Origin of the sequence: Zobellella maritima (assembly GCF_003075035.1) — a bacterium.
Classification (GTDB): Bacteria; Pseudomonadota; Gammaproteobacteria; order Enterobacterales; family Aeromonadaceae; genus Oceanimonas; species Oceanimonas maritima.
The window spans coordinates 450,281-465,067 of sequence record NZ_QCZE01000001.1; the positions used below are offsets into that span (position 1 = coordinate 450,281).

Below are 14,787 nucleotides of genomic sequence, written 5' to 3' on the forward strand. Positions count from 1 at the left end.
TCCACTAGGGCTTCACCCCAAGCGACTTCAGCTTGCTGTACAGGGTGGTACGGCTCACCTTTAGCCTGCGGGCGGCGGCACTGACATTGCCGTTACATTCCGCCAGGGTCTGCGCTATCAGCTGCTCGCCCTGGGTTTTCAAATCCCTGGGGGCGGGGTCCGGGCCATCAAAGGCCGGTAGCTCGGGTAAATGGGCCGGGCCTATCCGGCCGTCATCGGCCAGAACCGCGGCCACTTCCAAAACCTGCTTCAGTTGGCGGATATTGCCCGGCCAAGGGTAATCACAGAGTATCGCCATGGCGGCATCATCCAGCGTGCTTGCCTCCCCCCCTTGCTGCTCGGCCAGCAGCGCCATTACCAGTTGTTTGATGTCATCACGGCTGTATTCCCGCAGTGGTGGCAAGGTCAGGGTAAAGCCATTGATCCGGAAATAGAGATCCTGGCGGAAGCGGCCTTCGCCGACCATGGTGGTCAGCTCTCGGTGGCTGGCGGCGATCAGTTGGAAGTCGACCGGCTCCGGAACATGGCTGCCAAGCGGGGTGACGCTCTTTTCCTGCAACACCCGCAGCAGTCGGGTTTGCGCGGCGAGCGGCAGTTCACCGATTTCATCGAGAAATAGAATGCCGCCGTGGGCGGCGCGCACATAGCCGGGCCGTCCCTGCTTGCTGCCGCCGGTAAAGGCACCGGGCAGATAACCGAACAGCTCGGCTTCCAGCAGTTCGGAAGGCAGGGCGCCGCAGTTAATGGCAACCAGCGGAGCCTGGGCCCGGCTGCTTTGCCGGTGCAGGCGGCGAACCAGGTAGTCTTTGCCGGTGCCGGTCTCGCCCTGGATCAGCAGGGGGATCTGGCGGTCCATCAACTTGAGTGCCTTGCTCTCCAGGGCCGAGCTGGCCAGGGCCGGGGAGCGGGGGGGCCTCCGGCTGCCGGGCTGGCGGCTGAGCAGGGCCATACCCTGGCCGACGGGGGTGAGCTCTCCTTGTTTCAGGCCGGTCAGCATGGCGGGAATATCCAGTTCGTGTAACCAGTTGCGGGCGCTGCGGTTAGCGCCCAGCAACTGTCCGTCTTCGCGCAGGGCGATAATGCCGGACCAGGGCTGCTGCAGGCTACCCGCATCGGGCGCCAGGTTCAGGATCCAGTGGGTATCGTCGTGATTCATCACCAGCGCATTTTCTATCGATAGTGCCATCAGCCGGGCGGTCAGCAGCATATCCTGGCAGTGTTCACCGGCCTCGCTGGAAATATCGATGACCCCCAGCAGTTCGCCGTCGGGTGACAGTACCGGGCTGGCGCTGCAACTGATGCCATGGTTGGCGGCCAGAAAATGCTGCTGACCCAGTATGCTTATTTCCTGCTGCTCTTTCAGGGCGGTGCCGATGGCGTTGGTGCCCATGCTCTGTTCGTGCCAGCTGGCACCGCTGGCCAGGGCCACCTTTTGGGCCTTGTTGCCGAAACGGGGATCGCCGGCGGTAAAGAGGATGGTGCCCTCGGCGTCGGCGAAGATCAGCCGGCAGTGGCGGCCGTGTTGCAACTGTTCGAACAGTGGCAGGCTATTGCCGAGGTAGCGCAGCAAGAGGGCATGCTGTTGTTGCTTGTACTGCAGATCCTGTCGAGACAGGCAGCGGGGATCGCATTGCCCGCCGTGGCTCAAGCCATAATCCCGGCTCCGTTGCCATGAACGTTCCAGTAAATGCAGATCCTGAGGCTGATAAAGCGCAGTGGTAATGGCCATGGTTGATACCTGTTAAAAAACTGAACACCTGTACCGAACACCCTGACCGGTTTGTGGACAGGGGCGGTGCCAACCGGAGAAATTTTTCCCTTAGGTTAGTCTTTTGATGCCATTAATGTAACGGTTTTTTAACCTTTTCATCTTGATCTACAGCAACTGGCACCGGCCTTGCATTTGTCTATTGGCACGCGCTGATCAGCGCATACGTCAGTAAGCTATGTATCTGCAAGGAGAGCCCTATGATTTATCAGCAACCAGGTCAAGCCGGCGCCGTGGTTAATTTCAAGGCCCGCTATCAGAACTTTATCGGTGGTCAGTGGTGTGAGCCGGTGAATGGCCGCTATATGGAAAACGTCTCGCCGGTCAACGGCGCGGTATTCTGTGAAATGCCCCGTTCCGATGCCCGGGATATCGACCTGGCAGTGCAGGCGGCACAACAGGCGTTCGTGGGCTGGAGTAAAACATCAGTGGCCGAGCGCGCTAATCTGATGTTGCGTATCGCCGACCGTATCGAGCAGAACCGCGAGCTGCTGGCAGTGGCGGAAACCTGGGACAACGGCAAGGCGGTGCGCGAGACCCTGGCCGCCGATATTCCGCTGGTGGTGGATCACTTCCGTTATTTTGCCGGCGCCATACGCGCCCAGGAAGGCAGTGCCGCCGAGCTGGACGCCACCACCGCCGCCTATCACTTCCATGAGCCGGTGGGGGTGGTCGGGCAGATCATTCCCTGGAACTTTCCGCTGCTGATGGCGGCGTGGAAGCTGGCACCGGTACTGGCCTCAGGCTGCTGTACCGTACTCAAACCGGCCGAACAGACCCCGGCTTCTATCCTGGTGATGATGGAACTTATCGGCGATCTGCTGCCGCCCGGGGTGATCAACGTGGTCAACGGCCTGGGCAAGGAAGCGGGGGAGGCCATTCTGCGCCACCCGGGCATCGCCAAGCTGGCCTTTACCGGCTCGACCCCGGTCGGCCAGCACGTGCTGAAGGCGGCTGCCGAGCGGCTGATCCCCTCCACCGTGGAGCTGGGCGGCAAGTCTCCCAATATCTTCTTTGAAGACGTAATGCGTTATGAGCCGGAGTTTGTCGACAAGTGTATCGAAGGCATGCTGCTCACCTTCTTCAACCAGGGCGAAGTCTGTACCTGTCCGTCTCGTGCCCTGGTACAGGAAAGCATCTTCGATGAATTCATGGAGCGGGTGCTGGTGCGCGGCCGCGAGATCAGGCAGGGCAACCCGCTGGATACCGAAACCCAGGTGGGTGCCCAGGCCTCCCGTGAGCAATTCGACAAGATCCTCGGCTATATGACCATCGGTCGGGAAGAAGGCGCGCAGATGCTGCTGGGTGGCCAGGCCAACCGTATCGACGGGTTGGAAAACGGCTTCTATATTCAGCCGACCATCTTCCAGGGGGATAACAGAATGCGGGTATTCCAGGAAGAAATCTTCGGTCCGGCGGTGGGGGTGACCCGCTTCAGGGATGAAGCCGAAGCGCTGGCCATCGCCAACGATACCGAGTTTGGCCTGGGAGCCGGGGTCTGGACCCGTGACGTCAATCGGGCCTATCGCATGGCGCGGGGCATACAGGCCGGCCGAATCTGGATGAACTGTTACCATGCCTATCCGGCTCATGCCGCCTTCGGCGGTTACAAGAAGTCGGGAATCGGCCGCGAAACCCACAAGATGATGCTGGATCACTACCAGCTGACCAAGAACCTGCTGGTCAGCTACGACAGTAACCCGCTGGGCTTTTTCTGATAGTGACTGGCGCCGTTAGTGTCCATATCTGACGGTTAAGATGGAGTCAGGATGGGCTAATCTCACGGCAACACGCAGCAAGTACATCCTTGTATGCTCGACGACGGCATCCCTGCCGTCGACGGTTGCCTTTAGTGATTACCTCATCCCTCTTATCTGGCTGACAAGGTATTGGCAGCTAAATAACTGATACCAATACCGCTACATTTCGCGACAGCGATCAGGCGCCGATAAGCAGACCCTCCGCGCCAGGGCCGGAAAATGCTCCTGCCGTTCCGGCATTCCCGCCATCCATGGCGGTCAGTGGCGCGGCGGAGCCCCCAGGGATGGGGTCATGGCGAGTCTGCATTCGGGCCTGATCTCTGTAGCACCATTAGGAACAGTTATTTAGCCTCCAAAAGTACGGTTACCCGGCCGTAAAGGAGAGGACGGCCGATTATTGACCCTCTAAAAAATGAAGGAAGCATCATGACGACAGCAACATTTTATATGCCACCGGTAAATGTGATCGGCGCCGGTGCGGTGGAGCAGGCGGTGGCCGATCTCCGTCAGTCCGGTTTTCGCCATGCCCTTATCGTCACCGACAAGCCGCTGGTGGAGTTGGGTTATGCCGGCCAGCTGCAACAGGCCCTGGCCGCACAGGATATGCAGGCCAGCATTTTCGACCAGGTGCAGGCCAACCCGACCACCGGCAATGTCAGCGCCGGACTGGCGGTATTGCAGCAGAACCGGTGTGACTTTGTGATCTCCTTAGGGGGCGGCTCGCCCCACGACTGTGCCAAGGGTATTGCCCTGGTGGCCAGCAACGGCGGCGATATCCGCGATTACGAAGGGGTGGACAAGTCTGCCCGGCCCCAGCTGCCGCTGGTGGCCATCAACACCACTGCCGGTACTGCCTCGGAGATCACCCGCTTCTGCATCATTACCGACGAAAACACCCATATCAAGATGGCCATCGTCGACAAGCATGTTACCCCCATCATGTCGGTCAACGATCCGCAACTGATGAAAAACATGCCCAGGTCATTGACGGCGGCCACCGGCATGGATGCCCTGACCCACGCGGTAGAAGCCTATGTGTCTACCGCCGCCAACCCCATTACCGATGCCTGTGCATTGCAGGCCATTACCCTGATCGGCAACTATCTGGCCAAGGCGGTAACGGACGGTAGCGACATGGAGGCCCGCAACCAGATGGCCTATGCCCAGCTGCTGGCGGGCATGGCATTCAATAATGCGTCTCTGGGTTACGTGCATGCCATGGCGCACCAGCTGGGCGGCTTCTACGACCTGCCGCACGGGGTGTGCAATGCCATCCTGCTGCCCCATGTGCAGCGTTTCAATGCCGGTGCCGCCAGTGCCCGGTTAAAGGATATTGCTGCCGCCCTGGGCCAGGACGTGGATTATCTGAGTGATGAAGATGGGGCTGCGTGCTGTATCCAGGCGATCGTTGCCCTGGCGGAGAAGGTGGGTATTCCTGCCGGTCTGGCCGGTTTGGGGGTGAAGGAGGAGGATTTCCCGGTACTGGCCACCAACGCCATGAAGGATGCCTGCGGTCTGACCAACCCGATCCAGCCCAGCCATGAGCAGGTGGTGGCTATCTTCAAAGCCGCCTATTAAATAGCCGGGACTCCCCGTTTAAGTCGTCATGCCGGTCCGTTACGCTGGCCGGCATGACGGCGTCGGGGTCTACGGTATGTTTGTCAATGCCCCAGGATCTGGCTGAGGAACAGCTTGGTACGCTCGGATTGTGGATGATGGAAGAAGGTTTCGGGATCGTTTTCCTCGATAACCTGACCTTCGTCCATAAAAATGACCCTGTCCGCCACCGTGCGGGCGAAGCCCATTTCGTGGGTGACGCACAGCATGGTCATGCCTTCTTCCGCCAGCTCGATCATGACATCCAGTACTTCCTTGATCATCTCCGGATCCAGCGCCGAGGTGGGCTCGTCGAACAGCATGATCTCCGGGTTCATGCACAGGCTGCGGGCAATGGCGACCCGCTGCTGCTGACCACCGGACAGCTGTCCCGGATATTTCTTGGCCTGCTCCTGGATCTTGACCCGGGTCAGCAGCTTCATGGCGATTTCTTCCGCCTCCTTGCGTGGTGTCTTGCGCACCCAGATCAGTGCCAGGGTACAGTTTTCCAATACGGTCAGGTGGGGAAACAGGTTGAAGTGCTGAAAGACCATGCCCACTTCCCGGCGTATGGTTTCTATGTTCTTGACGTCATTGGTCAAGGGCGTGCCACGGATAATGATATCGCCCTGCTGATGTTCTTCCAGTCGGTTGAGGCAGCGGATCAGGGTCGATTTGCCCGAGCCTGAAGGGCCGCAGATAACGATACGTTCGCCTTTGGTCACCGTCAGGTCGATATCGCGCAACACATGGAAGTCACCGTACCACTTGTTGACCTTGTGCATGGCGACCATGGTTTCGTGTTTTTCTTGTTCCATTACTTCACTCCTGCTGCCTTCATGCTACCCCTGCCGGGTGAAAAATAACTGTCTGATCAGGTTAACCCAGTCAGCTACGACCGGGCGCGTGATAACCAGAGGGTTGGCGATACTCATATCGCTTACTCAGCGTTTCTTATGGCCGGTATAGAGCTTCTGTTCCAGGTGCTGGCTGTATTTGGACATGCCGAAACAGAATACCCAGAACACCAGACCGGCAAACACATAACCCTCGGTGGAGTAGCCCAGCCAATTGGGGTCTGACAGTCCTGCCTGTACTATTGCCAACAGATCGAACAGGCCGATGATCAGCACCAGGCTGGTGTCCTTGAACAGGGCGATAAAGGTATTCACAATCCCCGGGATCATCATTTTCATCGCCTGAGGCAGGACGATCAGCCCCATCATCTTCCAGTAATTCAGGCCGAGCGCTTCGGCCGCTTCGTACTGGCCCTTGGGAATGGCTTGCAGGCCACCGCGAACCACCTCGGCCATATAGGCAGACTGGAAGAAAATGATGCCGATCATGGCCCTGACCAGCTTGTCGAGGGTCAGTTCCTCGGGGACAAACAGGGGCAGCATCACCGATGACATAAACAGCACAGTGATCAGTGGTACCCCGCGCCAGAACTCGATAAACACTACCGACAGGCTGCGTACGATCGGCATATGGGAGCGGCGGCCCAATGCCAGGACGGTACCGAACGGCAGGGCGGCGACAATGCCCACCACTGCCAGGATCAGCGTCAGGGTCAGGCCGCCCCATTGATGGGTCGATACTATGGCTAAGCCGAAGTAGCCCCCGTAAAGCAGCATAAAGGCGATAAAGGGGAATACCAATACCACGAAGGGGGCGATCCAGCGTTTAGCCGGAGCACTGGGCCAGGCCAGCCAGGCCAGTTGCCCGACAAACAACACAAAGGTCAGGTTGATGCGCCACAGTTCTTCGGTGGGGTAAAAACCGTAGGTAAACTGCTGCAGGCGGTTGGCGATAAATACCCAGCAGGCACCGCCGCTGGTGCAGGCGCTGCGGTCGGCGCCGCTCCAGTCTGCCTTGAGCAGGGCCCAGTCGATGACGGGCACCAGCAGCAGATACAGGATATAAAGCCCGGCCAGGGTCACCAGGCTGTTGAGCGGTCCGGAGAACAGGTTGGCTCGCAGCCAGCCGACCAGGCCGGTACTGGCGAGTGGCGCTTCCCGCGCCGGGATCAGTGAGTCCTTGAACATCTTATCTCTCCACCAGGGCCATACGGGCATTGAACCAGTTCATAAACCAGGATACCGACAAGCTGATGCTCAGGTAGACCAGCATGGTGATGGCGATGACCTCTATCGCCTGGCCGGTCTGGTTGAGGGTGGTACCGGCAAACACCGAGACCAGGTCCGGATAACCGATGGCGGTGGCCAGGGAGGAGTTTTTGGTCAGGTTCAGATACTGGCTGGTCAGCGGGGGGATGATCACCCGCATTGCCTGAGGGATCACCACCAGCCTCAGGGTCAGGCTGTCCTTGATCCCCAGGGCATGAGCTGCCTCGGTCTGGCCATGAGATACGGCCTGGATACCCGAGCGTACAATTTCGGCGATAAAGGCGGCGGTATAGATGCTCAGTGACAGCCAGAGTGCCAGAAACTCGGGGATTACCGTCATGCCGCCGCGGAAGTTAAATCCCCTAAGTTCGGGGTAATGCCATTCCAGCGGCCGGCCCAGGGCAAAAAAGGTCAGCGCCGGCAGTGCGATTATCAGCAGCAGGGATAGCCAGTAGGCCGGGAACCGCTGGCCGGTTGCTTCCTGGCGGCGATGGTTAAAGCGAACCAGCCAGACCGAGGCGGCGATGGCGACGATCAACGCCAGCCAGATAAAATGAAACCCCGCGCCGGGAATGGGCTCGGGCAGATACAGGCCGCGCACATTCAGGAAGAAGGTGTCATTGATATTGAGGCTGTCTCTGGGGCCGGGCAGGGTACGCAGCACCGCGAAATACCAGAAAAACATCTGCAGCAGCAGGGGAAGATTACGGAATACTTCTACATAGGCTGAGGCGAATTTGGCGATCAGCCAGTTGGGTGACAGGCGAGCCACCCCCAGGATAAAGCCCAGAATGGTAGCGAAAATAATGCCGAAGAAAGACACCAGCAGGGTGTTGAGCAGGCCGACGACAAAGGTGCGGCCATAGGTATCGGTTTCACTGTAGGGGATCAGCGACTGGGCGATGGCGAAGCCGGAGGTATCATTCAGAAAACCGAAACCGGTGGTGATGCCCCGGGTAGCCAGGTTGCTTAGGGTATTATCGACGATGACCCAGATGCACCAGGCCACCAGGGCCAGCAGTATCAGCTGGAATATCAGTGCCCGTTTGGCAGGATCACGCCAGAAGCGGACTTGATGAGCATGTGGGGTTGAGGACATAGGCCGCAATCCTCGCAATCAGGGATAAGGAGGGGACTGTGCCGGGCACAGTCCCCGGGCGGTTAACGGACGGGAGGTGCGTACTGCAGCCCGCCTTCGGTCCACAGCGCGTTCAGACCCCGTTCAATCTTCAGGGGTGAACCCTGGCCGACGTTGGCCTCGAACACTTCACCGTAGTTACCTACCTGTTTGATGATGCGGTAGGCCCAGTCCTTGCTCAGCCCCATGCCCTTGCCGAAATCGGCATCGTTACCCAGCAGGCGACGGATATCCGGGTTGTCCGACTTGAGCATCTCGTCGACATTGCCCTGGTTAATGCCCAGCTCCTCGGCGTTGACCATGGCAAAATGGGTCCATTTGACCACGTTGAACCATTGGTCGTCGCCCTGACGTACCACAGGTCCCAGGGGCTCCTTGGAGATGACTTCCGGCAGCGCCATGGCGTCGTCGGGGTTGGAAAGTTTGGTACGCAGGGCATAGAGCTGGGACAGATCCGAAGTCAGCACGTCACAGCGACCCGCCTCCAGGCCCTGTACCGTCTGATCCGAGGTATCGAACACCACGGCCGTATAGCTGATGCCATTCTTGCGGAAATAGTCGGCCACGTTCAGCTCGGTGGTGGTGCCCGATTGGATACAGATGGCGGCGCCATCCAGTTCCTTGGCGCTGGTGACGCCCAGCTTCTTGCTGATAAGGAAGCCCTGGCCGTCGTAATAGTTGACGCCGGTGAAGTTCACGCCCAGATCCGTATCCCGGCTGGAGGTCCAGGTGGTATTGCGGGACAGCACATCGATCTCGCCGGATTGCAGGGCGGTGAGACGCTCCTTGGCATTGAGGGGGATAAACTGCACCTTGTCGGGATCGTTGAAGACGGCGGCCGAAACGGCCCGGCACAGATCCACATCCAGTCCCCGCCATGCGCCCTTGTCATCCGGGTTGGAGAAACCGGCCAGACCGCTGTTGACGCCGCATTTGAGTTCGCCCCGCTCCTTTACGGTATCCAGGGTGGCGGCCTGTGCCTGCTGGGCCAGGCCTAATGCCAGGGTAGTGGCGATAAAGAGGGAGGTTTTTCCTGTTCTTGTCATACGTCACTTCCTTTTGTAGATCTTGGTCGTTTTATTCGATTAAGGCATATGAACCTCCGATGCCCCTATAGAGTATTAGCATAAGTCAAAGGCTAAGGTGTTAAAAAGCCGAAAAATTTTGAGAAGGGTCGTAAAATGGCGACCAGAGCGCAGTGGACTCAAACAGTTACTGTTGTCCGGAATGCTCAGTCGCTGCCGGTGGGGCTTCCCGCAGAGGGGCTCGCCTGTCACTGACATAGCAGTGGCTTCCCTGCATCAGCTTGGCCTGCCGTTTGGCATGGCCGGTGAGGGGCGCAATATCGTCGTGGTTATGACAGTGGCGGCCGTCCGGGTGGACCACGCCGATGGCAATGCCCAGCAGCGGATAAAAGGTCTGCTCGCCATGGCGGGAGCGAGCCTCTATGCCCTGCCGCAACCTGTCTTCGGCGGAGTAAAAGTCGAGGATACCCGCGTCAAAGCGCCGGATGATGATTTCGCACTGAGCTTGCCAGTCACTATGGGCGTCCAGCACGGCGACAAAGTCATCACCGCCCACATGACCGATAAACTGGCCGGCATCGACCAGCACTTCCTGCAGCAGCCGGGCAACCCACTGGATGACCTTGTCGCCCTGGGCATAGCCGTAGACATCATTGTAGGGCTTGAAGTGATTGAGATCGAAATAGGCCACATAGAAGTCTTTGCCTTGCTGCAGTGCCTCGTCGATCTCCCGGTAGATAGGTACATTGCCCGGCAGCAGGGTTAGCGGATTGGCATAGCGGGCATGCAGCAAACGTAGTTCGGTCACCGAGCGCAGCAGGTCGCGCACCGATGCCAGGCCGTAATAACGGCCCTGGCGGGTGATGATAAAATGCTGCTGTCCAGACATGTCGTCATCATCGGTGATCAGGTTGCTGACTCGCTCCAGGGCAGTCTGCCAGTCGACCACCAGGGGGTTGGTATCCATCGCCTGGCGGACGGATTTGTTGGCATAGAGCGCCCGTCCATAGGAACCGGAGTACAGCTCCATGATGTGCTCCCGGCGCACCATGCCCACCGGCAGTCCGTGATCGAGTACCGGCAGGGAATACAGTTTGCTGTTGGCCAGCAGTATCTCGAACACCCGGTGCACCGGCGTATTGATATCCACGGTATGGCCAGGGCGAGCCAGGGTGGCGATAGTTTCCTTGTGGCGGCACAGGCTGGGAGCCTGGCCGGGCGGTGAGTTGGCCTCGGCGACAGGCGTGGATTGCGGTCGGCCCAGATAAAAACCCTGGCAGTTGTGAATGCCCATGCTTTGCAGCTGTTTCATCTCTTCACCGGTTTCTATGCCTTCGGCAATGAGTCGGGACCGCATGCCACGCGCCAGGGTGATCATGCTTTGTACAAATTCCCGCTTGATGGGGTCCTGATCAAGCTTGTCGATAAAATAACGGTCAATCTTCACGAAATCGGGCTGAACCTCCGACCACAGCTTGAGCCCGGAATAGCCGGTCCCGAGATCGTCGATGGCGATCAGGAAGCCGCCTTCCCGATAGCGCTGCACCGCCTGCTGCAGGTCTGCCGGATTATGTATCGGATACTGTTCGGACAGCTCAATCACGATATTTCGGGGGGAAATATCCAGCTTCTCGGCCAGGCGTAGGGTGCAGCCCCTGGGGTGCTGCCGGTCCAGCAGTACATTGGGATTGACGTTGAGAAACAGGTAACCATCCATGTCCATCCGGCGGTAGGCACGCATGGCGGCTTCACGGCAGGCCAGATCCAGCTCCGACAGCATGCCGATACGCTTGGCTTCGGCGAACAGATCGCAGGGAAACTCCAGCGGGTGGCCGGCGGGGCCGCGGATCAGTGCCTCATGACCGATCACCTTGCCCTGGCGCGTATCGACAATGGGCTGGAACAGAGGATGCAGTCGCCCCTGAACAATCAGGGATGCGAGCGAGTCGGTCAGGAAGGCAAAGGCAGTCATAAGTCACCATTTTCATTAAGGTAACTTTAAGTCTATGCCTGCCATATGAATTAATCGTGACAGTGTCACAGTTCCCAGTTGAGGGTGGACCAGTTGCGCTCCCGGGCAATGCGTCCCAGGTGGTCGCCCGGATTGATGGCGAACGGGGTGTCGACAAATTCGAGCAGCGGCAAATCATTGAGCGAGTCGCTGTAGCCGTAGCTGTGGGAAGGGCTGAGGGCCTGTTGCTCCAGCCACTCCTGCAGTCGTACCAGCTTGCCTTCCTGGTAGCTGTATACACCGCGGGTACGGCCGTTATAGACGCCGTCGCAACAGTCGAGCATGATGCCGATGGCATGATTAACGCCCAGGGCCCGAGCTATGGGTTTGACCAGGTGCTCGCCGGTGGCGGAAATAATCACGATTTCGTGATTCTGGGACTGGTGCCAGGCCAGCCGTGCCCGGGCGTCCGGGTAGACCAGCGGCAGTATGTCCTGACGGATAAATTCGTCGACCAGGGGGGCCAGATCCTGTTGTTGCCAGTGACGGATGGGAGCCAGGGTCAGCGCCATATAGGCATCCATATCCATGCGTCCCTGGTAATAGGCAGTCATCAGGGTGCGTTCCTGCTCGAGTATGCCGGCCGGGGCCAGCTTGCGCCGCACAAGAAATTCCAGCCACAGGCTGGCGGTGTCACCGGCAACCAGGGTTTCATCCAGATCAAAAATAGCCAGTTTCATCAGGCAACTTCCTTTAGTTCGGTGCGGTTGAATACCAGTTCCAGCGGGCTGCCGGCCGGCAGCAGGGCATCGGCTCCCCGGTTCAGCCGGTCCACCGTCAGCTGGCAGCCGGCGGCCTGGATACGGTAGCGGATCACATTGCCCAGCAGCTGGTGACCGGTGACCATGGCCGGTACCGGTGACGTCATGGCGGGGCCGTAGTCCCGGCCGGATTCACGAATATAGATGGACTCGGGACGAACGGCCAGCCTGCCATTGATAGTGAGCCCCAGTAACCGGCGGGCCTGCTCGGGGGTGAGCAGATTATAGTTGCCCATAAAGCCGGCAACAAAGTCGTTGGCGGGGCGGGTATAGACCGCTTCGGCGGTACCGGCCTGGACAATCTGGCCCTGGTTCATAACAAAGACCCGATCCGACATTGTCAACGCTTCTTCCTGATCGTGGGTCACGAAGACGGTGGTCAGGTTCAGCTGTTGCTGAATGGTGCGGATCTGCTCGCGCAGATGTTTGCGGATGGGCGCATCCAGTGCCGACAGCGGTTCGTCCAGCAGCAGGATACGTGGCCGTACCACCAGCGCCCGGGCCAGGGCGACGCGCTGGCGCTGGCCACCGGACAGGCTGGCGGGGTAATAGCTCTCTCGGCCATCCAGTCCGACCAGCTCTACCGACTCGGCCACCCGGCGTTTGATGTCATTGACATCGAGTCGTTGCATCTTCAGGCCGAAGGCGATGTTGTCGGCGACCGTAAGATTGGGAAACAGCGCATAGCTCTGAAACACCATGCCGATGCCCCGTTTCTGCGGTTTAAGCCAGGTGATGTCTTCCCCGGCCACCCGTATCTGCCCCTGGTCCGGGGTGGTCAGTCCCGCCAGGCTGCGCAGCAGGGTGGACTTGCCGCAGCCCGAGGGGCCGAGCAGGGTAATGAATTCGCCTTGGCGAATGTCGAAACTGATATTTTTGAATACCGGGGTGTCGTTAAAGGACTTGGTCAGGTTGGCGACTTCCAGATAATGCATCAGGCGCTCCGTTTTTGCAGGTGCAGGGCGAACCAGGTCGCCAGGCCGATAAAGAGGAAATAGGACATCACCATGGCACTGGTAAAGTGGCCGCTGTTGGTGCGTTGACTGTACAGGTAAACCTGCAGGGTTTCGAAGCGGGTGCCCACCAGCATGTTGGCAAACACGAATTCTCCGAACAGGAAAGAAAAAGACAGAAACAGCGCGGCCAGCAGGCCGTTTTTGATATTGGGCAACACCAGCTGCAGAAAGGCACGCGTGGTGCCGGTGCCCAGCAGGTGGGCCGCGTCCATCAGATCCGGTAGATTGATGGCCTCCAGGTTGTTGGCCAGCGCCCGGTACATGAAGGGCAGACTGATGGTGAAGTAGCAGAAGATCAAAATCCAGGGGCCGCCGACCAGGGGCAGGGGACCGCCCGCATAGAGCTGCAGCAGTCCGACCGAGGAGACCACGGGCGGGACCGCGAACGGCAGCAGTATCACTATGTTCATCACGCCTTTCAGCCGAGGGAAGTAGTAGAACACCACAAAAAGGGTCGGCAGTATCAGCAGCAGACTGAACAGCAGGGCGGCCAGGCACACCAGCAGTGAGCGACCGAAAGCGGCCAGGAAACGGCTGTCCGACCAGAGCGTCAGGTACCAGTCCAGGGTAAAGCCGCTGGGCAGGATATGGGCGCCCCACTGGGCTGCCAGTGAATACACCAGGGTGATGACAATGGGAGCGGCGAGCAGCAAAACCAGCCCGGCGACCGTCAGCTGCGCCAGCAGGGGTGCTTGGGGTTGCTTATTCATAACGACTCCGGGTAATGATCCACTGGTTGACGGCGGTAACCACAAATAACAGCAGCATCAGCAACAGCGACAGGGCGGCCGCCAGCTGGGGCTCGAGGAAAATGTCACCGGCCACCAGGGCGGATATCTGTATGGTGACCAGGTTATAATTGCTGGTCATAAGCGCAAAGGTACTGGCGTAGGCACCCAGGGCGTTGGCCAGCAGGATAATAAAGGTGCCCAGTAATGCGGGTGTCAGTACCGGCAATACCACCCGCAGCCAGTATTGCCAGGGCCGGGCCCCGAGCAGGGCGGCGGCCTCGCGCCAGTCTTTCTGAATGCCGTCGAAGGCCGGATAGAGCAGCAGTATGGCCAACGGGATCTGGAAATAGGTATAGAGGATGATCAGTCCGCCGCGGGAGTAGAGGTTGAACCCCTCGATCAGACCGGCGTCACGCAGCAGCAGGGTGACGGCGCCGTTCATGCCGAGCAGCACGATAAAGGCAAAGGCCAGTGGCACCCCGGAAAAGTTGCTGGCCATGGTGGTAAACGCCACCACCGCATCCTGTACCTTGCCCGGTACCTGACGCAGCGCCGCGGTACCCATCAGCGCAATCAGCAGGCCCAGCAGGCTGGACCAGAGCGCCAGATCGATGCTGTTACCGAAGGATTGACGATAGAAGGGCGAGTCGAGGATCTCGTTAAAATTGGCCAGACTCCAGTCACCGTCGGCCTGAAAGCTGTTGATCAGCACCCAGAAGATAGGCGCCAGCTGAAACAGGCCGAACACCACTACAAAGGGCAGCAGCCATAGCAGCGGCAAACTGCGCCGCCAGGCAGCGGGTCTGGTCGCGCCGCAATTAACTCCGGGAGACGCAGGCAGGATCCTGCCTGCGC

12 protein-coding genes are annotated in these 14,787 nt (G+C 59.2%); 2 read left to right on the top strand and 10 right to left on the bottom strand.

Features of this window, described 5'->3' with window-relative positions; translation table 11 throughout:
• Positions 1-4: 4 nt before the first annotated feature.
• A complete protein-coding gene (locus DCS96_RS02065; RefSeq protein WP_116472697.1) occupies positions 5-1,729 on the bottom strand; it encodes a sigma-54-dependent Fis family transcriptional regulator in 1,725 nt (574 codons plus the stop codon).
• A 239-nt stretch (positions 1,730-1,968) separates the two neighbouring features.
• Between DCS96_RS02065 and exaC the strand changes: the two genes are divergently transcribed.
• Positions 1,969-3,486, top strand: a complete 1,518-nt coding sequence (gene exaC, locus DCS96_RS02070) for an acetaldehyde dehydrogenase ExaC (RefSeq protein WP_116472698.1) — start codon at positions 1,969-1,971, stop codon at positions 3,484-3,486.
• A 468-nt stretch (positions 3,487-3,954) separates the two neighbouring features.
• Positions 3,955-5,106: an L-threonine dehydrogenase gene (gene yiaY, locus DCS96_RS02075; protein WP_116472699.1), complete on the top strand. Its 1,152-nt coding sequence runs from the start codon at positions 3,955-3,957 to the stop codon at positions 5,104-5,106.
• 83 nt (positions 5,107-5,189) lie between these two features.
• On the opposite strand, the gene DCS96_RS02080 is transcribed toward yiaY, so the two are convergent.
• From DCS96_RS02080 to DCS96_RS02120, 9 genes are all read right to left on the bottom strand, one after another.
• On the bottom strand, positions 5,190-5,942 hold the full coding sequence (locus tag DCS96_RS02080; protein WP_456300726.1) for an amino acid ABC transporter ATP-binding protein: 753 nt from the start codon (positions 5,940-5,942) through the stop codon (positions 5,190-5,192).
• Positions 5,943-6,068: 126 nt separating this feature from the next.
• A complete protein-coding gene (locus DCS96_RS02085; protein ID WP_116472700.1) occupies positions 6,069-7,169 on the bottom strand; it encodes an amino acid ABC transporter permease in 1,101 nt (366 codons plus the stop codon).
• Between the two features lies 1 nt (position 7,170).
• Entirely contained in the window at positions 7,171-8,349 is a 1,179-nt protein-coding gene (locus DCS96_RS02090) for an amino acid ABC transporter permease (RefSeq protein ID WP_116472701.1), read from the bottom strand.
• A gap of 62 nt (positions 8,350-8,411) precedes the next feature.
• Positions 8,412-9,434, bottom strand: coding sequence for an amino acid ABC transporter substrate-binding protein (locus tag DCS96_RS02095; RefSeq protein WP_116472702.1), 1,023 nt, complete (start codon positions 9,432-9,434; stop codon positions 8,412-8,414).
• 166 nt (positions 9,435-9,600) lie between these two features.
• Entirely contained in the window at positions 9,601-11,385 is a 1,785-nt protein-coding gene (locus DCS96_RS02100; RefSeq protein ID WP_116472703.1) for a GGDEF domain-containing protein, read from the bottom strand.
• A gap of 65 nt (positions 11,386-11,450) precedes the next feature.
• Complete coding sequence (locus tag DCS96_RS02105; protein WP_116472704.1) at positions 11,451-12,104, bottom strand: HAD family hydrolase; 654 nt, start codon at positions 12,102-12,104, stop codon at positions 11,451-11,453.
• Positions 12,104-13,120: an ABC transporter ATP-binding protein gene (locus DCS96_RS02110; RefSeq protein WP_116472705.1), complete on the bottom strand. Its 1,017-nt coding sequence runs from the start codon at positions 13,118-13,120 to the stop codon at positions 12,104-12,106. The genes DCS96_RS02105 and DCS96_RS02110 overlap by 1 nt, the downstream gene beginning before the upstream one ends.
• Entirely contained in the window at positions 13,120-13,911 is a 792-nt protein-coding gene (locus tag DCS96_RS02115) for an ABC transporter permease (RefSeq protein WP_116472706.1), read from the bottom strand. Before DCS96_RS02115 ends, DCS96_RS02110 begins: the two co-directional genes overlap by 1 nt.
• Positions 13,904-14,776: an ABC transporter permease gene (locus DCS96_RS02120; RefSeq protein ID WP_408646005.1), complete on the bottom strand. Its 873-nt coding sequence runs from the start codon at positions 14,774-14,776 to the stop codon at positions 13,904-13,906. Before DCS96_RS02120 ends, DCS96_RS02115 begins: the two co-directional genes overlap by 8 nt.
• Positions 14,777-14,787 lie beyond the last annotated feature (11 nt).

What these genes read in the sequence shown, in the direction of transcription:
- exaC (WP_116472698.1), top strand. Translation starts at nt 1,969, where the DNA reads ATGATTTATCAGCAACCAGGTCAAGCCGGCGCCGTGGTTAATTTCAAG.
- DCS96_RS02095 (WP_116472702.1), bottom strand. Translation starts at nt 9,434, where the DNA reads ATGACAAGAACAGGAAAAACCTCCCTCTTTATCGCCACTACCCTGGCA.
- DCS96_RS02110 (WP_116472705.1), bottom strand. Translation starts at nt 13,120, where the DNA reads ATGCATTATCTGGAAGTCGCCAACCTGACCAAGTCCTTTAACGACACC.
- DCS96_RS02065 (WP_116472697.1), bottom strand. Translation starts at nt 1,729, where the DNA reads ATGGCCATTACCACTGCGCTTTATCAGCCTCAGGATCTGCATTTACTG.
- DCS96_RS02105 (WP_116472704.1), bottom strand. Translation starts at nt 12,104, where the DNA reads ATGAAACTGGCTATTTTTGATCTGGATGAAACCCTGGTTGCCGGTGAC.
- DCS96_RS02080 (WP_456300726.1), bottom strand. Translation starts at nt 5,942, where the DNA reads ATGGAACAAGAAAAACACGAAACCATGGTCGCCATGCACAAGGTCAAC.
- DCS96_RS02115 (WP_116472706.1), bottom strand. Translation starts at nt 13,911, where the DNA reads ATGAATAAGCAACCCCAAGCACCCCTGCTGGCGCAGCTGACGGTCGCC.
- yiaY (WP_116472699.1), top strand. Translation starts at nt 3,955, where the DNA reads ATGACGACAGCAACATTTTATATGCCACCGGTAAATGTGATCGGCGCC.
- DCS96_RS02090 (WP_116472701.1), bottom strand. Translation starts at nt 8,349, where the DNA reads ATGTCCTCAACCCCACATGCTCATCAAGTCCGCTTCTGGCGTGATCCT.
- DCS96_RS02085 (WP_116472700.1), bottom strand. Translation starts at nt 7,169, where the DNA reads ATGTTCAAGGACTCACTGATCCCGGCGCGGGAAGCGCCACTCGCCAGT.
- DCS96_RS02100 (WP_116472703.1), bottom strand. Translation starts at nt 11,385, where the DNA reads ATGACTGCCTTTGCCTTCCTGACCGACTCGCTCGCATCCCTGATTGTT.